The organism is Achromobacter mucicolens, assembly GCF_029866465.1.
In the GTDB taxonomy this organism is placed as follows: domain Bacteria; phylum Pseudomonadota; class Gammaproteobacteria; order Burkholderiales; family Burkholderiaceae_B; genus Achromobacter; species Achromobacter mucicolens.
The window spans coordinates 2,181,868-2,201,696 of the sequence record NZ_CP123364.1; the positions used below are offsets into that span (position 1 = coordinate 2,181,868).

Here is a 19,829-nt window from a genome sequence, read left to right on the forward strand (position 1 = left end):
CATGGATTCCAACCGCGTCGTGCAGGTCAATGACCTGACGGTGCGGTTCAAAACGCCCGAACGCACCGTGGAAGCGGTGCGCAATGTTTCCTTTCACGTGAACCGCGGCGAGACGCTGGCCATCGTGGGCGAGTCGGGGTCCGGCAAGTCCGTGACCTCGCTGGCGCTGATGCGGCTGGTCGAGTACGGCGGCGGACATATTGCCAACGGCGGGATGCTGCTGCGCCGGCGCAGCGGCGACGTGCTGGATCTGGTCAATGCACCCGATTCCACGCTGCAACGCGTGCGCGGCGCGGATGTCGCCATGATCTTCCAGGAGCCGATGACCTCGCTGAACCCCAGCTTCACGGCCGGCAACCAGATCGCCGAGGCCCTGCAGCTGCATCAGGGGCTTGACGCCGCTGCTGCCCGCGCCGAGACGCTGCGCATGCTGGAGCGCGTGCGCATTCCTGAGGCGCGCGCCATTCTGGACCGCTATCCGCACCAGCTGTCGGGCGGCATGCGCCAGCGCGTGATGATCGCGATGGCGCTGTCATGCAAGCCGCAACTCTTGATCGCCGACGAGCCGACGACGGCGCTGGATGTCACGATCCAGGCGCAGATCCTGCAACTCATCCGCCAGCTCCAGGAAGAGATGGACATGGGCGTGATCTTCATCACGCACGACATGGGGGTGGTGGCGGAAGTGGCCGACCGCGTGCTGGTGATGTACCGGGGCGACAAGGTCGAAGAGGGCGGTTCGGACGAGATCTTTGCGCGTCCGCAGCATGCCTACACGCGGGCGCTGCTGTCGGCGGTGCCGCGTCTGGGCGCGATGCAGGGCACGGACGAGCCGGCGCCGTTTCCGCTGTTGAAGGTGGACGAGGCCGCGCGCGTGCCGGATCCGGCCAAGCTGGTGGATACGCCGGTGGCCGCGCCATCGACGGTGCGGCGCGAGAACGGGCCGGTGCTGAAGGTGCGGGATCTGACGACCAGCTTTGACATTACCGGTGGCATTCTGGGCCGGGTGCAGAAGCGCGTGCATGCGGTCGAGAAGGTCAGCTTTGACCTGTATCCGGGCGAGACGCTGTCGCTGGTGGGCGAGTCGGGGTGCGGAAAGACGACGACTGGCCGTTCGCTGCTGCAACTGGTCAAGAGCAAGAGCGGGTCGATTGAATTCGACGGCAAGAATATCGGTGCCCTGCGCGGCAGCGCCATGCAGACGCTGCGCCAGCATATCCAGTTCATTTTCCAGGATCCGTTCGCGTCGCTGGATCCGCGGATGACGGTGGGCTATTCGATCATGGAGCCGCTCTTGATCCACAAGGTGGCGCGCGGTAAAGCGGCGCAGGATCGCGTGCGCTGGCTGATGGACAAGTGCGGGTTGCTGCCGGAAATGATCGACCGCTATCCGCATGAGTTTTCAGGCGGGCAGCGTCAGCGGATCTGCATCGCGCGGGCGCTGGCGCTCAATCCCAAGGTGGTGATCGCGGATGAGTCGGTGTCGGCGCTGGACGTGTCGATTCAGGCGCAGATCGTGAATCTGCTGCTGGATCTGCAGCGTGAGCTGGGTGTGTCGTTTTTGTTTATCTCGCACGATATGGCGGTGGTGGAGCGGGTGAGCCATCGGGTGGCCGTGATGTATCTGGGGCAGATCGTGGAGATCGGGCCTCGGCGGGCGATCTTTGAAAATCCGCAGCATCCTTATACGAAGAAGCTGATGGCGGCGGTGCCGATCGCGGATCCGCAGCGGCGGCATCGGGAGCGGTCGCTGCTGGTGGATGAGATTCCCAGCCCGATGCGTCGGGTGGGGGATGAGCCGCTGGTTGAGCCGTTGGTTGCCGTGGGTGAGGGGCATTTTGTGGCGCGGCATGCTATTGGGGTTTATTGAGGCGGTGTGGGCTGGTTTGCTGGTTTGCTGGTTTGCTGGGTTGCCTCTGGCTTTGTTTTTTGTTTGCTGGATTCGCTGTATTGGCTGGCGGTGCTGTCGATGCCGGTGGTGCTGTCGATGCCGGCGGTGCTGGCGGTGCTGGCGTCGGGCGGGGTTCTTGAGACGCGGCCGGCGCCGGGCCGGGTGCGAGCGCGGGGCCACGATTGCGGTCCGGAGCCTTCGCTCCGGACTTGCCCCTGCGTCATCCTCGTGGGCGCCCTTCGGCGCCTGCCTTCGGATTCCCTTGGGCGCATCGACGCCCCGCGCTCGCACCCGTCCCGTCACCAGCCGCTCCGTCAGTTGCTGGCGCGGGGCGGCGGGGCGAGTTGGGTTCTTGCGTTTTTGTCGCGGGTGGGGTGGGGCGGAAGATCTTGCGGGGCCGCCAAAATCGGCCGCGCGGGCGGCCTTCTTTGGCGTTTGGGTGTCTTGCGTCGTGGTGATGACGCTGCGCGCTGGTGACGCGGTGCTCCCCCGCCAGGTGTCTGACACCCTTACGAGATGCGCGTGATAGTGTGGCCGGCCTTCCCGGGTGTCTGACACCCATCCAAGCGCGGGTGTTCAAACAACCCGCCATTCATCAGCGCTTTTCCAGCGCCAACCTCAATCCAAATGCAATAAACACCGCCCCGGTCACACGGTCCAGGCCGCGGGTGACTGCGGGCCGGGAAAGCCAGCGGGCCAGGGGGCGGGTGGCGGCTACCAGCAGGACGAACCAGAGCATGCCGACGATCGCGTGGACCGTGGCTAGCAGCAGGCTGAAGCGAAGGACGTCGGCGCCGGCGGGGATGAACTGGGGCAGGAAGGTGATGTAGAAGACGCCGACCTTGGGGTTCAGGGCGTTGGTGAGGCAGCCGCGGACGAACCAGGCGGTGGCGGTGCTGCCGGGGCGCGTGGCGGCGGCGATTCTGGAGGCGGGGGGCACCGTACCGTTGCCGGTGCCGATGCCGGTGCCGGCGCCGATGCCAGTGCCGATGCTGGTGCCGGTGCGGGTGCCAGTGCCAATGTCAGCCTCCGTGCCCGTACCACTGATCTGCTTGGCGGCCCGGCCCGAGTTCTTGCGCACGGCGCGGGTGCTCCACAGCAGCTTGATGCCCAGATAGAACAGGTAGATCGCGGCGCAGATGCGCAGGGTGTCGTAGGCAAGCGTGGACACGGCCAGCAGCGATCCGAGTCCGAAGGCCGCAATCGCGCCCCACAGCAGGCAGCCTGCGCTGATGCCCAGGCCGGCCATGAGGGCGCGGCGGCTGCCTTCGACGGCGGCGGTGCGCAGCACCAGGGCGTTGTCCAGGCCGGGGGTGATGGTCAGGATGGCGGCGGCCAGGGTGAAGGCTAGGAGGGCGGCGGTGGCTGTCATGGCGCGGGAATGTTGAGTGGCGCTGCCGGCAGGGGTGGCGCGGCGCAGGCCCGGCAAGTGTAACGCCGGGTCCAGCCGTTGGGCTTGATCCTTGAGCCTTGACCCCTGACCCTCGACCCCTGAGCCGTGGCCTGTGGCTTGGCACGCAGCTTAGGGCGGCTGCAATGCCCGCTGGCATGGGCGATTCACGAGTGCCGAGGTGCGTGGCGCCCCGCAGCGGGCGGTTATCATGGCGGCCTTCCCGCAATTCGCTTTTGAACGGACTTTCGCCATGGCCCTGCGCGCCACTATCTACAAGGCCGACCTGAACGTCGCCGATACCGATCGCCATTATTACGGCAGTCACGGGCTTACCGTGGCGCGTCATCCCTCGGAAACGGACGAGCGGATGATGGTGCGGCTGGCGGCGTTTGCGTTGCATGCGCAGGAGGAGCTCTCGTTCACGAAGGGGCTGAGCGATACCGATGAGCCGGACCTGTGGGTGAAGGACCTGACGGGCGAGATCAAGCTGTGGATCGAAGTGGGCCAGCCCGAAGAGCGCCGCATCCTGCGCGCCTGTGGCCGTGCCGACGAGGTGATCGTGTACTGCTATGGCGGTTCGGCCAGCAAGATCTGGTGGGACGGCGTGCGCAACAAGCTGGAACGCACGCGCAACCTGAAGGTGATCAACCTGCCGGCCGAGCAGAGCCGGGCGCTGGGCCAACTGGCCGAGCGCACGATGCAGCTGAACGCCAATATCTCGGACGGCGTGGTGTATTTTTCGGCGGCCAAGGGCGAAGTCACCCTCGAACCCGAGGCGTGGCGCTGAAATAGGGGCCGGGGCTTGCCCTTTGGAACAGGGCGGGCTTAATATGACGATCATCATATTTCGGGCGTCCCGGTCATGTCTGCCTCCCGCAAGGAACAATCCCACGAACGCATTGTCGATGCGGCGGCGCGCGCGATCCGCCGCGCCGGGTATTCCGGGGTAGGCGTCGCGGACGTCATGAAGGAAGCCGGTCTGACGCACGGCGGCTTCTACGCGCATTTCCCTTCGCGCGACGCGTTGCTGGCGGCGGCGATGGAGCGCGCCGGGCAGGACGGCGCGGCGCGCCTGTCCCAGAACATGGCACGCCGCCGCGCCGAAGGCGCCAGCCCGTTGCGCGCCTGGGTCGAAGCCTATCTCAGCGACGCGCATCTGGCCGGCTGCGAGCGGGGTTGCCCCGTGGCGGCGTTGGCCTCGGAAATTCCCCGCCAGTCGGACGATGTGCGCGAGGTGGCGGCCAGCCGGGTGCAGCGGCTGATGGAAGCCGTGCAGCAGGTGCTGCCCGCCCAGGCGGGCGAACACGCGGCCGCGGCCGTGCTCAGCACGCTGGTCGGCGCGTTGCAACTGGCGCGGGCGTTGGGCGACAACCCGCGCGGACGCGCGGTGCTGGCCTCCGCCCGCCAAGCGGTGCTGGACCAGTACGACCACGAGGCTGCCGCAACGTCTCACTGATTCGATTTTCCCCGGCCGCACTGCGCGGCCGTTTTGCCGCCCTTAAATATGATGATCATCATATTTTGATTTGCCGAAGTCCCTACATCCACATCAATTCATCCTCAGGAATGCGCATCATGGAACTGAAAAACGCCGTTGTTTTCATCACGGGCGCCAATCGCGGCCTTGGTCTGACTTTTGCCCGCGAGGCGCTGGCCCGGGGCGCCCGCAAGGTCTACGCTGCCGCGCGCGATCCGTCGGCCATCACGCTGGAGGGCGTCGTGCCTGTCAAGCTGGACGTGACGCGCGCCGAAGATGTGGCCGCCGCCGCCGAACTGGCGGGCGACGTGACGCTGGTCATCAACAATGCTGGCATTGCGGACTTCGGCGGTTTTCTCGCGCCGGGTAGCGTGGAGTCGGCGCGCCGCCATCTGGACGTCAATCTCTTCGGGCCGCTACTGGTGTCGCAGGCCTTCGCGCCGGTGCTGGCCGCCAACGGCGGCGGCGCGATCCTGAATGTCCTGTCGATCGCCAGCTGGCTCAACAGGCCGATGCTGGGCGTGTACGCGATGAGCAAATCCGCCGCGTGGGCGCTGACGAACGGGCTGCGCCAAGAGCTGCAGGCCCAGAACACGCAGGTGCTGGGCCTGCACATGGGCTTCGTGGACACCGATCTGACCAAAGACATCGATGCGCCCAAGTCGTCGCCGCAGGCCATCGTGGCCCAGGCGCTGGACGCGCTGGAGGCAGGCGAGCGCGAAGTGCTGGCCGACGAGCTGACGCGCCAGGTCAAGCAGGGCCTGACCGCCAGCCCGGCCGTCTATCTGTAAGCGGGGACCGGACAGCCATGCGTATCCCCACAACTTCCGCCGGGTCCGCGGCCGGCCTGGGCGCCAACGACCCGGCCTACGTCGCGGCGGATACCGCCGGCGACAAGGCTGCGGCGGTCAGCCTGACCGCAACCGGCGTCGCCCCGTCGCAGCCCGCCGCGCCGCAAGCCTCGCCCTGGCCCGTCTTCTGGATCGCCAGTATCGCGGTCTTCCTGGTGTCGCTGGACAGCACGATGCTGTATGCCGCCTTCGGCGCGCTGCGCGAAGGATTCCCGACGGCCTCGGCCGCGGACATGTCCTGGGTCCTGAACGCCTATACGGTGGTCTTTGCCGCCATGCTGATCCCCTCGGGCGGACTGGCCGACACGCATGGCCGCAAGCGCATGTTCATGGGCGGGGTGCTGCTGTTTCTGGCGGCGTCGGCGGCCTGTGGGCTGGCCGCCACGGAACAGTGGCTCATCGCCGCGCGCGTGCTGCAGGCGGTCGGCGCGGCGCTTTTGACGCCGGCATCGCTGTCGATCGTGCTGGCGGCCTTTCCGGCGTCGCAGCGGTCCGTGGCGGTGAGCCTGTGGGGCGCGGTGGGCGGACTGGCGGCGGCCGTCGGGCCGAGCCTGGGCGCTTTTGTGGTGGACGTGGCCGGCTGGCCGTGGGCGTTCTACATCAACCTGCCGTTGGGCGCGGTGTCGCTGTGGTTCGGCGCGGGGATGCTCAAGGAGTCGGTCAGGCCCGACGCGCGGCGGCGCGTGGATGGGGTAGGCATGGCGTTGCTGATGGTGGGCGTGGGCGCGGTGGCCCTGGCCATCGTGCAGTCGGAGTCGCCAACGTGGCAGCGCGGCGAATTGACGGTTGCGGCCGCCGTGGGCGTGATGGCGCTGATCGCGTTCGTGGTCTGGGCGCGCGTGACGCCGCACCCGCTTGTCGATCTGGCGCTCTTCAAGCACCGGACGTATCGCTACGTGAATCTGGCGACGCTCAGCTTTGGCATTGCCTTTGCCATGATGTTCTTTGCGTTCTTTTTCTACATGACGGGTGTGTGGCACTACAGCCTGCCGCGCGCGGGGCTGGCGGTCACGCCCGGTCCGCTGCTGGTGATGCCGACGGCGATCATCACCGGCCGGCTGGCGGCGCGGATGGGGCACCGGCCCTTCCTCGTGGGCGGCGCGCTGGTGTATGCGGCCAGCGGGTTGTGGTTTCTGTTGGTGCCGGGCGCGGAACCGGCCTATGTGCGCGAATGGTTGCCCGGACTGCTGCTGAGCGGCATCGGGGTGGGCATGGTGCTGCCGTCGCTGTCCGGCGCGGCGGTGAACCGGCTGCCGGCGCAGCATTACGCGGTGGGCAGCGCGGTCAACCAGGCGACGCGCCAGATCGGCGGCGTGCTGGGTGTGGCGGTCACCGTGGTGCTGCTGGGGCATGGCGCCGCCAGCCACGCGGATTTCTCGCCCATCTACGTGGCGCATGTGGGTCTGGCCCTGCTGACCGCCTTGCTGTGCCTGCCGGTGGACACCCGGCCGAAAGCGGCCTGAGCGGGTGGGCGCAAGGGCGGGGGGACGACGCCGCAGTACGGAAAACGGGGACGCGATCTGCCTGATCAACCCGCCGAAATGATGCAATTTTGGTGCGGAACGTGACAGAATGTCAGCCACCACGCGCTGGCCGGCTGTACCGGTGAATTCCGTATTGATCAGGTTTCGAAATGCCCGCTTCCGGAGATGCGTCCCCCATCCCTCCGCCTGGCCCTAACGAGGCCGGCGCGCCACGCGAACCGGACGGTCCGCTGGACAGGTTGGCGCGGCTGGCCCGGCGCACGATAGGCGTGGACACGGTCATCATCGCGTGCACCGACGCCGACGGCGCGTGGCGGGCAGTGGCCGGCGCCGCGCCGGGGCCCGCGCCATGTCCCTGGTCCCTCGACCATCCGGTGCGCGCCGCCGATGGACGCCTGCTCGGCACGCTGCGCCTGCTGCACAGCCAGACACGCAATCTATCCCCCGACGATCAGCAAACCTTGCAGGATCTGACGGGCCTGGCGGCCACGGCCATTGAAAAGCGCCACGCGCTGGCCTGCGAGCGTGCCGACGAAGACACCTGGCGCGACGAAGCCCGCAAACTGTCGCTGGCCATTGCCGGCAGCGGCACCGGCGTGTGGGACCGCAACGTGGTGACCGGCGAGATCACCTATTCGCCGGGCTGGAAAGCGTTGCTCGGTTATAGCGAAGCCGAGCTGACGACGCGCATCGAAGACGCCTACACCCGCCTGCACCCGGACGACCTGGACTATGTCCGGGCCGCCATGCAGGCGCACTTCGATGGCAAGACCGACAGCTACGAAGTCGAGCACCGCATCCGCTGCAAGGACGGCAGCTATAAGTGGATCTGCAGCCGCGGCAAGGTGGTCAGCCGCGACGAAACGGGCCGCGCGCTGCGCATGATGGGCACGACCACCGACATCAGCACCCTGCGCGCCATGTCCGAAAGGCTCAAGCGCACCGCGGATCTGGTCGTGAACCTGACCGACGCCGTGCCCGGGCTGGTGTTCCAATGCCGGCCGGTGCCGGAGGGCGGATCGTGGTTCTCGTATGTCAGCGCGGGCATCTGGGACATGTTCGAACTGACCGCCGACGACGTGCGCGCGAGCACCACCGCCATCGAACAGCGCATCCATCCCGACGACCTGCCTGCCTACCGCGCGTCGCTGCAGGCAGCGGCCGCGGCGCAGATGCCTTGGCATCTGGAATTTCGCGTCTGCCTGCCGCTTCAGGGCGTGCGCTGGCGGCAGGGCGATGCCAGCCCGCGCCGCGACGCCGACAATGGCGTGGTCTGGCACGGCTTTGTCACCGACATCACCGACCGCAAGCGGGCGGAACTTGAATTGCGCGAACTGGCCGCGACCGACGCGCTGACCACCTTGCCCAACCGCCGCCACTTCATGTCGCGCATCGCTGCGGAGCTGACGCGGATAAAGGGGCAGGGCGGTCAGGGGGCGGCCGTGCTGATGTGCGACCTGGACCACTTCAAGCACATCAACGACACCTGGGGCCACGCCATCGGCGATGGTGTGTTGCAGCATTTCGCGAACATGCTGCGCGCCCAATTGCGCGAAATCGACCTGGTGGGCCGCATCGGGGGCGAGGAGTTCGCCGTCGTCCTTCCAGACACCGACTTCGAACGCGCGCACGTCTTTGCCCGCAACGTGCAGCGGCGGATCGCCGACACGCCGTATTCCACGGGCGGGTGCCCCATCCCGCTGACGGTCAGCATCGGGATTTCCGCGCTGCACAATAACGACGACGATGCGGGGCTGGCGCTCAGCCGCAGCGATCGCGCGCTGTATTACGCCAAGCAGCGGGGACGGAATCGGATCGAGTCGGTGTTTTCCCGATAGAACAACCGCCGGGACCCTTTGTTCCATTGACCGTACATTAGGACACCCCTAGAGTTCCCGTCATGGGAACCTCATTGCCACTTCCGAAATACCACCAGATCTATCTCGTCCTGCGCGAACAACTGCAGGAGGGGCGGTTCGACCAGGACGGCGTGCCCGGCGAGCATGCGCTGGCGGACCAGTTCGACGTCGCGCGCATCACCATTCGCAAGGCAATGGAAATGCTGGTCGCCGACGGCCTGGTGTCGCGGCGCCCCGGCCTGGGCACCTGGCCCCTGCGCGGCGCAACCACCGCGCACAGTGCGCCGGCGCCCGATTCGCAGCAGAAGGCGCACCTGACCGGCCTGCTGGAGAACATCGTCAACATGGGCTTGCGCACGTCGGTGCAGGTGCTGGACAGCACGCTCGTCTATGCGCCGCCGTCCGTGGCCGACGCCTTGCATATCCCGCCCGGCACCCCCGTGCACAAAAGCCTGCGCGTGCGCAGCACCGATGCCGGGCCGCTCTCGCATATCACCACTTACGTGCCGCAGTCCGTGGCCGATTTCACGCGCGAAGACCTGGAACGCGAACCCCTCCTGATGCTGCTGGAAGCCGCGGGGGTGGAGTTCGGCGGCGCCACGCAGACGATTTCCGCGCGCCTGGCCGATGCGCAGGTCGCGCGCCTGCTGGACGTTGCGGTCGGTTCGGCGTTGCTGGCCGTCACGCGCCTGGTGCGCGACGTGGGCGACCGGCCGGTGCAATTGCTGCAGGGCCTGTACCGGCCCGACCGCTACCAATATCAGTTGCAGCTATCGCGCGTCGGCAGCATCGACGCCAAGGTCTGGGTCAGCGAAGAGCTGTCGGCCCAATTTCATTGAACCCCTCGGAGATCCGCCCATGAATTCGCGCCGCACTTTCCTCTATCAATCCGCCGCCGCGGCGGCACTCGTGTCCGCCCCGTGGGTGGCCCGGTCGCAGGGCGCCGCGCCCATCAAAGTCGGGGTGCTGCACCCGGTGACGGGCGCGCTGGCGTATTCGGGCCAGCAATGCCGCCTGGGCGCGCTGTTGGCCATCGAGGACATCAACAAGGCGGGCGGCATCAAGTCGCTGGGCGGCGCGCCGCTGCAGGCGGTGCTGGGCGATGCGCAATCGCGTCCCGAGGCGGGCTCGGCCGAAGTCGAGAAGATGAACGAGGCGGGGGTATCGGCGATCGTGGGCGCGTATGCGTCGGCGATCTGCCTGGCCACGACGCAGACGGCCGCCAAGTACAACCTGCCGCACGTCGTGGACGTGGGCGTGGCCGACCAGATCGTCGAGCGTGGCTTGAAGAACACCTTCCGTTTCGGTCCGGGCTACCGTGCCTGTAGCGAACGCGCCATCCTGGACCTGGCCGCGCTGAACGACTCCGCCGGCAAGCCGGCCAAGACCGTGATGATCGTGCACGAGGACTCGTTGTTCGGCACGGGCACCGCCGCGCTCCTGTCCAAGGCGCTGCCGGAGCACGGCTTCGAGGTCAAGGAAGTCGTCAAGCACCCGAACCCGACGCGCGACTTCAACAACATCGTGCTGCGCATGCGGTCGGTGAATCCCGACATCGTGATCCCGGCCAACTACTACAACGAATACGCCTTGCTGCTGCGCGCCATGAAGCAGCAGAAGGTGCAGCCCAAGGCCATCTACTCGGTGCTGGGCGGCGCGGCCTCCAGCTACAAGTTCCTGAAGGAATTTCCGGACATCGCCAACGGCATCATCGACTGCAACCACTGGTTCAACCCGAAGGATGCGCGCGTCGCGCCGCTGAAGGCCCGGGTGGAAGAGAAGGGCGCGTACTTCAGTTACGAGGTCTTCATGACCTACACCGCGATGCTGCTGCTGGCCGATGCGCTGGAGCGTGCCAAGTCCGCCGACCGCGCCGCGATCATCGAGGCACTGGCGTCCAGCACCTTCCAGGACAACCTGATGCCCTATGGCCCGACCAAGTTCGTCAATGGCCAGAACACCGGGGCGCAGCCGCTGCTCACGCAGGTGATCGGCGGCGACATCAAGGTGATCTTTCCGGCCGAATACCGCCAGGCCGATGCCGTGTTCCCGCTGAAGGCCTGACAAGATCCATGCTCGATCCCGCCATCCTCTTTTCCTCGGTGCTGAACGGCCTGACGACGGGCGCGGTGTACGCGCTCATCGCCCTGGGCCTGACCCTGATCTACGGGGTGCTGCACATCATCAACTTTGCCCACGGCGCGGCGCTCATGGTGGCGCTGTACGCCGTCTACCTGCTCAAGGACCGGCTGGGCATCGACCCCTATGCCGCCTTGCCGCTGGTCGTGCCCGGCATGTTCGTGCTGGGCTACGCCTTGCAGCGCGTCGTCATCAACCGCGCCAGCCACGGCAAGGACGAGAACATCCTGCTCGTGACGCTGGGCCTGGCGATCGTGCTGGAGAACCTGGCGCTGGTCTGGTTCAAGTCCGACACGCGCAGCATCGACACCGCGTACACGCTGTCCACGGTCGAGATCGGCCCGGCCATGATCGCGCTGCCCAAGGTCATCGCCTTCTGCGGCGCGCTGGCGGTGGCGGCGGTGCTGTTCTGGATCATCCGCAGCACCGACCTGGGCCGCGCCATCCGCGCCGTCGCCCGCGAAAAGCAGGGCGCCAAGCTGATGGGCATCGACGTGGAAAAGGTCTACGCGGTGTCGTTCGGCATCGGCATGGCCTGCCTGGGCGCGGCGGCGTGCTTTCTGCTGCCGGCCTACTACGTCAATCCGCAGGTGGGCAGCGGCTTCGTGCTGGTCGCCTTCACCATCGTGGTGCTGGGCGGCATGGGCAGTTTCGTGGGGGCGCTGGTGGGCGGACTGCTCATTGGCGTGGTGGAGTCCATCGGCGGCCTGTTCCTGGGCGACTCGCTGGGACAGATGGGCATCTTCGCGATCTTCATCGCGGTGCTGCTGTTTCGCCCGCAGGGGCTGTTCGGGGCGAGGGGCTGAGCATGAAACGGGATCTTTTCGCTATCGCGCTATTCGGGGTGGTGCTCGTGGCCGTGGCCGCGCTGGCCCAGTCGGGCGTGCTGCTGACGTTCGTGATGATGTCGCTCTACGCGGCGCTGCTGTCGCAGGCCTGGAACATCCTGGGTGGATACGGCGGCCAGCTGTCGTTCGGGCATGCGCTCTTTTTTGGCGTGGGCGCGTACGCGCAGGCGCTGGGCCAGTTGAACCTGGGCCTGAACCCGTGGCTGGTGCTGCCCATGGCGATTGCGCTAGGCGCGCTGGTCGGCGTGGCGGTGGGCGGGCTGACGTTCCGCTACGGGCTCAAGGGCTCGTATTTTGCGCTGGTGACGCTGGCATTCGCTGAAGTCTTTCGCATCCTGGCGCTGTCGGCCTCGTTTACCGGCGGCGGCGTCGGGCTGATGGTGCCGCTGCAGGAAGGCGTGGCCAACATGCAGTTCGGCTCGCGCCGCGGCTACATCTACCTGCTGCTTGCGTTCGTGCTGCTGGCCCTGCTGGTGACCGCGTGGCTGCGCCATTCGCGCTTCGGCGCCTACCTGCAGGCCGTGCGCGACAACGAGGACGCGGCGCGCGCCATCGGCGTGAATCCGCTGCGCGTCAAGCTGGGCGGCATTGCGCTGTCGGCCGCCTTCATGAGCGTGGCCGGCGCCTTCTACGTGCAGGTCTTCCAGTACATCGACCCCGGCATCGCCTTTGGCTCGGCCGTATCGGTGGAGGCGCTGGTGGGCGCCATCGTGGGCGGCATGGGGACCCTGTGGGGACCGCTGCTGGGCGCGGTGACGCTGCATGCGCTGGCCGACCTGACCCGCAACCTCTTCGGCGAGCTGCCGGGCATCAGCATGGTGATCTACGGCGTGGTGCTGATCCTGATCGTGATGTTCATGCCGCGCGGCATCACCGGCGGCGGGCAGTCGCTTGGCCGCCTGTTTGGAATGAAGGAGCGCGCCCGTGTCTGACATCCTGCTTCAAGCGCGCAATTTGTCCATCACGTTCGGCGGCCTGAAGGCCGTGCAGGACGTGAGCCTGGATGTGCGGGAAGGCTCGCTGACCGCGCTGGTCGGCCCCAACGGCGCGGGCAAGACCACGCTGTTCGGCCTGCTGTCGGGTTTTCTGAAGCCCGGGTCGGGTTCGGTGCACTTCGCCGGCCAGGACATCACCGGGCAGGCGCCGCACGAATCCGCGCGGCTCGGTCTGACCCGCACTTTCCAGATCGTGCAGCCATTCGGCGCGCAGACCGTGCGCCAGAACATCGCCGTGGGGGCGCATCTGCGCCTGGCGGACCGCGACGAGGCGCTTGCCGCGGCCGAGGCCGTGGCCGCGCGCGTCAACCTGCAGGCCTCGCTGGATAAGCCCGCCGCGGATCTGACGGTGGCCGGACGCAAGCGCCTGGAGCTGGCGCGCGCGCTGGCCACACGGCCGCGCCTCCTGCTGCTGGACGAGGTGCTGGCGGGCCTGAACCCCAGTGAGATCGACGAGATGATTCCGGTGGTGAAAAAGCTGGTGGACGATGGCGTCACCGTGCTGATGATCGAACACGTGATGCGGGCGGTGATGAGCCTGGCCGAGCATGTGTGGGTGCTGGCGCAGGGCCGCCTGATCGCCTCGGGCACGCCCGGCGAGGTCACGCGCGACCCGAAGGTCGTGGAGGCCTATCTGGGCCACGGCGCGGCGGCGCGGCTTGCCGCGCAGGGAGCGCCGGCATGAGCGCGTTGCTGGAGGTCAAAGGCTTGCGGGCGGGCTACGGGCGCATGGAAGTGCTGCGCGGCGTGGACCTGGACGTGGGCGCGGGCGAGATCGTGGTGCTGCTGGGCAGCAACGGCGCGGGCAAATCCACCCTGAACAACACGGTGTGCGGCCTGTGCCGGCCGTGGGGCGGCACGGTGCGCTTCGAAGGCCAGGACCTGACTGGCCGCCACTACCGTCAGGTGGTGCAGGCGGGCCTGATCCAGGTGCCCGAGGGGCGCCGCGTGTTCCCGAACCTGAGCGTGCGCGAGAACCTGGAACTGGGCTCGTTCACCCGGGCGCGCGCGCGCCGCGCGCAGAACCTGGACAAGGTGCTGGACATTTTTCCGCGGCTGCGCGAACGCCTGGATCAGCTGGCCGGCACGATGTCGGGCGGGGAGCAGCAGATGCTGGCCATCGGCCGCGGCCTCATGGCCGAGCCGCGCCTCCTGATCCTGGACGAACCCTCGCTTGGCCTGTCGCCGCTGATGGTCGAGGAACTGTTCGGCCTCATCAAGCGGTTGCATGGCGACGGACTGGCGATCTTGCTGGTCGAGCAGAACGTGGGCCAGTCTCTCGAAACCGGGCAGCGGGCCTATGTGCTGGAAAACGGCGCCGTGCGCTACAGCGGCAGCTGTCCCGACCTTTTGGCCAGCGACGACGTGCGCCGCGCCTATCTGGGGATGTAATCATGGCCCAGCCTCAAACCCTGGCCCAGAAGCTGATCGCCGCCGCCTGCGGGCGGGAGACGGTGGCCGAAGGCGAAATCGTGACCTGTGCGGTCGACCTGGCGATGTTCCACGATTCCAGCGGCCCCCGGCGCCTGCAGCCCATGTTGCAAGAGCTGGGCGCCACGTTGTGGGACCCGTCCCGCATCGTGCTGGTCATCGACCACTACGTGCCGGAATCGGACGACGAATCGCGCCGCATCGTGCGCATCGCGCGCGATTGGGCCGCGGAGCAGCAACTGCCCAACGTGTATGACTCGGTCGGCATCTGTCACGTGGTGGTGCCGCAGCACGGCCACATCCGCCCCGGCATGTTCTGTGTGGGTGGCGATTCGCATTCGCCGACCGGCGGCGCGTTTGGCGCGTATATGTTCGGCATCGGCAGCACCGAAATGCTGGGCGTGGCGGTCACCGGCCAGATCTGGGTCAAGGTGCCCAAGACGCTGATGATGCACTGGCGCGGCCAGCTGGCGGCCGGCGTCACCGCCAAGGACATGATGCTGCACATGATCGGCCGCTACGGCATGAACGGCGGGCGCTACCAGGCGGTGGAATTCTGCGGCGAGGCCGTGCGCGCGCTGTCCATGCAAGAGCGCATGACGCTGTCGAACATGAGCGCCGAGCTGGGCTCGCAGGTGGGCCTGATCGCCCCGGACGAGACCACCGCGGCCTATCTGCGCGAGGCGGGCGTGACGGCGGACCTGGACCTGGCGCGTTGGCAGAGCGACCCGCAGGCCGACGCCGAATGGCACGAGTTCGATGCCGCGGCGCTGGCCCCGCAGGTCGCCGCGCCGCACAGCCCGGCCAACGCGCGCGGCGTGGACCAATACAACGACGTACCGGTGCAGGTGGCCTACATCGGCGCCTGCACCGGCGCCAAGCTGGACGACCTGCGCGCCGCGGCCAGCGTGCTGCGCGGCCGCCGGCTGGCGGACGGCATGCAACTGATGGTGGCGCCGGCCAGCCGCGTGGATCAGGAACAGGCCGACCGCGAAGGCGTCATGCAGGTGCTGCGCGACGCCGGGGCCCAGGTGCTGGCCACGTCTTGCGGCGCCTGTGCGGGCTATGGCGGGTCCATTCCGGACGGCGCCAGCGTCATTTCCACCACCGCGCGCAATTTCAAGGGGCGCATGGGCTCGGAGACCGCGCAGGTCTACCTGGCGTCGCCCTACACCGTCGCGGCGTCGGCCGTGGCGGGCCGCGTGGCCGATCCCCGGGAGTTCCTGGCATGAACGCAGACACCACGACGCACCGCGTCTGGCGCGTGGGCGCGGACATCGACACCGATGCGCTGGCGCCGGGCGCCTACATGAAATTCGGCATCGACGAGATCGCTCGCCACTGCCTGCAGCGGGTCCGTCCCGAATTCGCCGGCCAGGTCCAGCCCGGCGACGTGCTGGTGGCCGGCCCCAACTTCGGCATCGGCTCGTCGCGCGAGCAGGCGGCCGCGGCGCTCGTGCGCCTGGGCGTGGCCGCCGTGATCGCGCCGTCCTTCAACGGCCTGTATTTCCGCAACGCGTTCAACGTGGGGCTGCTGCTCCTGACGTGCAGCCAGGCCGACACCCTTGCCGAGGGCGAAGGCATCACGTTCGACCCGGCCGCCGGCCGCATCGGCCGTCCCGGCGGTACGCCCGCCGAATTGCACTGCGAGCCCGTGCCCGGCTTCCTGCTTGACATGGTGCAGGCCGGCGGACTGCTGAATCTGCTGAAACAGCGTCAAACCTCTTAGGAACAACATCATGCTTGACCCCGTTACCCTGGCGGTCCTGAAGGGCCGCCTGGAACAGATCGCCGACGAAATGGACGCGACGCTGTACCGCAGCGCGTTCAATCCCATCATCGCCGAGGCCCATGACGCCTGCCACGGCATGTACGACGCCGCCACCGGCGCCACGCTGATCCAGGGCAAGTCGGGCCTGCCCGTCTTCGTGGGCGCGATGGCGTTCGCGGTGAAGGCGGCCGCCAAGGCGGCGGCCGACCGTGGCGGCATGGTGGATGGCGACGTGTGGCTGTTCAACGATCCGTACGAAGGCGGCACGCACGCCAACGACTTCAAGCTGGTCAAGCCGGTGTTCCGCGGCGGCAAGCTGTTCTGCTTTCTGGCGTCGGCGGCCCACTGGCATGACGTGGGCGGCGCGGTGCCCGGCAACTACAACCCGGCCGCCACCGAATGCTGGCAGGAAGCGGTGCAGATCCCGCCCGTGCGCATCGTGCGCGCGGGCGTGCTGGACCAGGACGTGCTGGCCATCCTGAAGGCCAACACCCGTCTGCCCGACAGCCTGTGGGGCGATCTGAACGGCCAGCTCGCGGCGCTGGAACTGGGCGCGCGCCGGCTGGACGGTCTGCTGGACGAATACGGCGACGCCACGGTGCTGGAGTCCCTGGACACCCTGCGCGAACGGGCGCGCCGCCTGATGCGCGATCACATCGCCCGCCTGCCGGATGGCGAGTACGCCTTTGAAGACATGCTGGACAACGACGGTGTGCGCGACGCGCCGCTGCGCATCGCGCTCAAGCTCACCATCGCCGGTGACCGCCTGGGGCTGGACTTCACCGGCACGTCGCCGGCCTGCGCGGGTCCGGTCAACATCTCGCGCGCCACCGCCATCGCGGCCTGCTATGTGGCGCTCAAGCACCTGTTCCCGGATGTCCCAGCCAACGCGGGCGTGCTGGACGCGGTGGAGGTGACGCTGCCGGACGGCCTGGTGATCTCGGCCGACCGTCCGCGTCCGGTGGGCGGCTACACCGAGACCATCCTGCGCATGATCGACGTGATCTTCTGCGCGATGGCCCAGGCCGCGCCGGACCGCGCCATGGCGCAGGCCTACGGCACCATCAACGCGCTGTCGATCGCCGGCTACCGCAGCGACGCCGCCCGCAAGGGCCAGCGCTGGGTGATGTTCAGCTTCTTTGGCGGCGGCCACGGCGGGCATTCGGACGGCGACGGCCTGAGCCACGGCAACGCGCCGATCTCCACCGCCACCATTCCGCCGCTGGAAATCCTGGAAGCGGCGTATCCGGTGCGCTTCACGCAATGGGCGCTGCGTCCGGATTCGGCGGGCGATGGCGCGCATCGCGGTGGCCTGGGCGCCATCTATGAAATTGAATTACTGGAAGACAGCGCCGAGGCCTTCATCTTCGGCGAGCGCGGCCGCAGCGCGCCCAAGGGCATCGCGGGCGGCGGCCAGGCCGCGCTCAACGTCTTTCGCTATCAGCAGGACGGCCAGTGGCTGTCCCCGCCCATGAGTTCGAAGATGCTGGGCATCCGGCTGCAGCGCGGCGACCGCGTGCGCCTGGAAACCCCGGGCGGAGGCGGCTATGGCGATCCCGCGCGGCGTGACCCCGCGGCGCGCGAGCACGACCGCAAGATGGGCTATGTGAGCGACATTCAGAAGGAGCAGTCGGCATGAGCGCGGCGCAAGGTTTGGTGGTGGGCGTGGACGTGGGCGGCACGTTCACGGATCTGTTCGTGCTGGACGAGGCGGGCGGCAGCGCCCGCGTGGTCAAGGTGCCGTCGACCCGCGGCGAGGAAGCGCGCGGCTTCATGAACGGCATCGCCCGCGTAGCTGACGGCGCCGGCGACATCGCGACGATCGTGCACGGCACCACCGTGGGCACCAACGCACTACTGGAGCGCAAGGTCGCGCGCACCGGCATCATCACGACCGAGGGCTTTCGCGACGTGCTGGAAATGCGCCGCCGCGACCGGCCGCAGACCTGGGGGCTGCGCGGCAACTATGAACCCGTCGTGCCGCGCGATCTGCGCCTGGAAGTGCGCGAGCGCGTGCTGGCCGATGGCGCGCTGCACACGCCCGTGGACCTGGACCAGGTGGAGGCCGCGGCGCGCACGCTGCTGGCGCAAGGCTGCGAGGCGGTCTGCGTGTTCTTCGTGAACGCCTACGCCAATCCCGTCAACGAGGCTCAGGCTGCCGCCCGCGTGCGCGCCATCTGGCCCAACGGCAACGTCACCGCCGCCACCGAGGTGCTGCCCGAGATCCGCGAGTTCGAGCGGTGCTCGACGGCGGTGCTGAACGCTGCGCTGCAGCCCGTGGTGGGCAGCTACCTGACGCGCCTGGAATCCGATCTGCAGCAGCACGGCTTCCAGGGCGAACTGCTGGTGGTGCAGAGCAATGGCGGCGTGATGTCGCGCCAGACGGCGTGCGACGTGCCCGTGCGCACCGCCTTGTCGGGGCCGGCGGCCGGCGTGATCGCCTGCGCGGCCATCGCACGCGCCGCAGGCTTTCCCAATGTGGTCACGGGCGACATGGGCGGCACCTCGTTCGACGTGTCGCTGGTGGCCGAGGGCGAGGCCTCGCTGTCGGCGCAGACCGCCATCGACTTCGGCATGGTCGTGCGCGCGCCGATGATCCAGATCGAAACCATTGGCGCGGGCGGCGGCTCGATCGCCAGCGTCGACGCCGGCGGGCTGCTGCAAGTCGGCCCTGAATCCGCGGGCAGCATCCCCGGCCCGGCCTGCTATGGCCGCGGCAATACCCGGCCCACCGTCACGGACGCCAACGTGCTGCTGGGCCGCATTGCCGCGGACCGCCCGTTGGGCGGCGGTCTTTTGGCCAAGATGGACGTCAATCTGTCGCGCGCCGCCATCGAGGAACACGTGGCGCGTCCGCTGGGCCTGGACGTCCATGCGGCCGCGGAAGCCATCCTGACGGTTGCCAACGCCAAGATGGCGGGCGCGATCCGCGTCGTGTCCATCGAGCGCGGCCACGATCCGCGCAAGTTTGCCTACATGCCGTTCGGCGGCGGCGGCGCGCTGCACGTCTGCGCCATGATGAACGAGGTGGACGCCGCCCACGGCATTGTGCCGCGCTATCCGGGCGTGACGTCGGCGCTGGGCTGTGTCATGGCCGACATGCGCCATGACGGCGTGCAGACCCTGAACGTGGCGCTGGATGCGCTGGACGCGGCCGACCTGCTGGCCCGCATCGACGGGCTGGCAGGCGCCTGCCAGCAGCGCCTGGATTCGGCGGGTGTGTCGTTCGAGGGCATCCGCGAAAGCATCGAACTGGACATGCTGTACGTGGGCCAGAGCCACACCGTGCGTGTCGAGGTGGGCCGCGCGGACCTCAGCCGCGAAGGCATTGCCGCCGCATTCGACCGCGCCTACCAGGCCGCCTTTGGCCGCAGCCTCACCGGCATTGCGGTCCGCATCCTGAACCTGCGCTACGCGCGGATCGGCCAGCGTCCCAAGTTCGATCTGGCCCTCTTGGCGCCCACCAGCACAGCCATGCCCGCCGCGCTGGGCACGCAGGCCGTCTTTCATGCCGGGCAATGGCACGATGCGGTGCGCTACGCGCGTCTGGACCTGCCGGTCGGCGCCGAGGTGGCGGGCCCCGCCATCCTTGAACAGCCCGACACCACCATCTGGATCGAGCCCGGCTTTGCGGGCCGGGTCGATTCCCTGGGTAATCTGCTGATCGCCCGGACTGCATCGTAGGAGCCC

The 19,829-nt window shown here is 68.2% G+C and carries 17 protein-coding genes; 16 read left to right on the forward strand and 1 reads right to left on the reverse strand.

All coding sequences use genetic code 11. The features are described from left to right. Position 1 precedes the first annotated feature (1 nt). Entirely contained in the window at positions 2 to 1,870 is a 1,869-nt protein-coding gene (locus QEP15_RS09910) for a dipeptide ABC transporter ATP-binding protein (RefSeq protein WP_152385475.1), read from the forward strand. 616 nt (positions 1,871 to 2,486) lie between these two features. Here QEP15_RS09910 and QEP15_RS09915 read toward each other — a convergent pair. Further along, a complete protein-coding gene (locus tag QEP15_RS09915; RefSeq protein ID WP_152384143.1) occupies positions 2,487 to 3,263 on the reverse strand; it encodes a LysE family translocator in 777 nt (258 codons plus the stop codon). Between the two features lie 271 nt (positions 3,264 to 3,534). On the opposite strand from QEP15_RS09915, the gene QEP15_RS09920 reads away from it, so the two are divergent. The 15 genes from QEP15_RS09920 to QEP15_RS09990 all read left to right on the forward strand — a co-directional run bounded on the left by QEP15_RS09920 (position 3,535) and on the right by QEP15_RS09990 (position 19,823). After that, on the forward strand, positions 3,535 to 4,071 hold the full coding sequence (locus QEP15_RS09920) for a YaeQ family protein (protein ID WP_063952521.1): 537 nt from the start codon (positions 3,535 to 3,537) through the stop codon (positions 4,069 to 4,071). 75 nt (positions 4,072 to 4,146) lie between these two features. Further along, a complete protein-coding gene (locus QEP15_RS09925) occupies positions 4,147 to 4,740 on the forward strand; it encodes a TetR/AcrR family transcriptional regulator (protein WP_056316442.1) in 594 nt (197 codons plus the stop codon). Between the two features lie 119 nt (positions 4,741 to 4,859). Beyond that, complete coding sequence (locus QEP15_RS09930; protein ID WP_056318659.1) at positions 4,860 to 5,552, forward strand: SDR family oxidoreductase; 693 nt, start codon at positions 4,860 to 4,862, stop codon at positions 5,550 to 5,552. 17 nt (positions 5,553 to 5,569) lie between these two features. Continuing rightward, positions 5,570 to 7,075: a DHA2 family efflux MFS transporter permease subunit gene (locus QEP15_RS09935; protein ID WP_254636784.1), complete on the forward strand. Its 1,506-nt coding sequence runs from the start codon at positions 5,570 to 5,572 to the stop codon at positions 7,073 to 7,075. A gap of 170 nt (positions 7,076 to 7,245) precedes the next feature. Beyond that, a complete protein-coding gene (locus QEP15_RS09940; protein WP_152384144.1) occupies positions 7,246 to 8,934 on the forward strand; it encodes a sensor domain-containing diguanylate cyclase in 1,689 nt (562 codons plus the stop codon). 62 nt (positions 8,935 to 8,996) lie between these two features. Then, positions 8,997 to 9,794 carry a GntR family transcriptional regulator gene (locus QEP15_RS09945; RefSeq protein ID WP_152384145.1) on the forward strand — a complete coding sequence of 266 codons (798 nt, stop codon included), beginning with the start codon at positions 8,997 to 8,999 and terminating at the stop codon, positions 9,792 to 9,794. 19 nt (positions 9,795 to 9,813) lie between these two features. Next, positions 9,814 to 11,019, forward strand: coding sequence for an ABC transporter substrate-binding protein (locus tag QEP15_RS09950; protein ID WP_152384146.1), 1,206 nt, complete (start codon positions 9,814 to 9,816; stop codon positions 11,017 to 11,019). 8 nt (positions 11,020 to 11,027) lie between these two features. Beyond that, positions 11,028 to 11,900, forward strand: coding sequence for a branched-chain amino acid ABC transporter permease (locus QEP15_RS09955; RefSeq protein ID WP_056316458.1), 873 nt, complete (start codon positions 11,028 to 11,030; stop codon positions 11,898 to 11,900). A 2-nt stretch (positions 11,901 to 11,902) separates the two neighbouring features. After that, on the forward strand, positions 11,903 to 12,874 hold the full coding sequence (locus tag QEP15_RS09960) for a branched-chain amino acid ABC transporter permease (RefSeq protein WP_056316460.1): 972 nt from the start codon (positions 11,903 to 11,905) through the stop codon (positions 12,872 to 12,874). Next, positions 12,867 to 13,622 carry an ABC transporter ATP-binding protein gene (locus tag QEP15_RS09965; protein ID WP_062840874.1) on the forward strand — a complete coding sequence of 252 codons (756 nt, stop codon included), beginning with the start codon at positions 12,867 to 12,869 and terminating at the stop codon, positions 13,620 to 13,622. The genes QEP15_RS09960 and QEP15_RS09965 overlap by 8 nt, the downstream gene beginning before the upstream one ends. Beyond that, positions 13,619 to 14,329 (forward strand): ABC transporter ATP-binding protein, encoded by a 711-nt coding sequence (locus QEP15_RS09970; protein ID WP_152384147.1) that lies wholly within the window; start codon positions 13,619 to 13,621, stop codon positions 14,327 to 14,329. Before QEP15_RS09965 ends, QEP15_RS09970 begins: the two co-directional genes overlap by 4 nt. A gap of 2 nt (positions 14,330 to 14,331) precedes the next feature. Next, complete coding sequence (locus tag QEP15_RS09975; RefSeq protein ID WP_062840876.1) at positions 14,332 to 15,600, forward strand: 3-isopropylmalate dehydratase large subunit; 1,269 nt, start codon at positions 14,332 to 14,334, stop codon at positions 15,598 to 15,600. After that, positions 15,597 to 16,097: a LeuD/DmdB family oxidoreductase small subunit gene (locus QEP15_RS09980; protein WP_152384148.1), complete on the forward strand. Its 501-nt coding sequence runs from the start codon at positions 15,597 to 15,599 to the stop codon at positions 16,095 to 16,097. Before QEP15_RS09975 ends, QEP15_RS09980 begins: the two co-directional genes overlap by 4 nt. Positions 16,098 to 16,107: 10 nt before the next feature. Further along, a complete protein-coding gene (locus tag QEP15_RS09985; RefSeq protein ID WP_152384149.1) occupies positions 16,108 to 17,778 on the forward strand; it encodes a hydantoinase B/oxoprolinase family protein in 1,671 nt (556 codons plus the stop codon). Next, entirely contained in the window at positions 17,775 to 19,823 is a 2,049-nt protein-coding gene (locus tag QEP15_RS09990) for a hydantoinase/oxoprolinase family protein (RefSeq protein ID WP_152384150.1), read from the forward strand. Before QEP15_RS09985 ends, QEP15_RS09990 begins: the two co-directional genes overlap by 4 nt. The last annotated feature ends 6 nt before the right edge of the window (positions 19,824 to 19,829 follow it).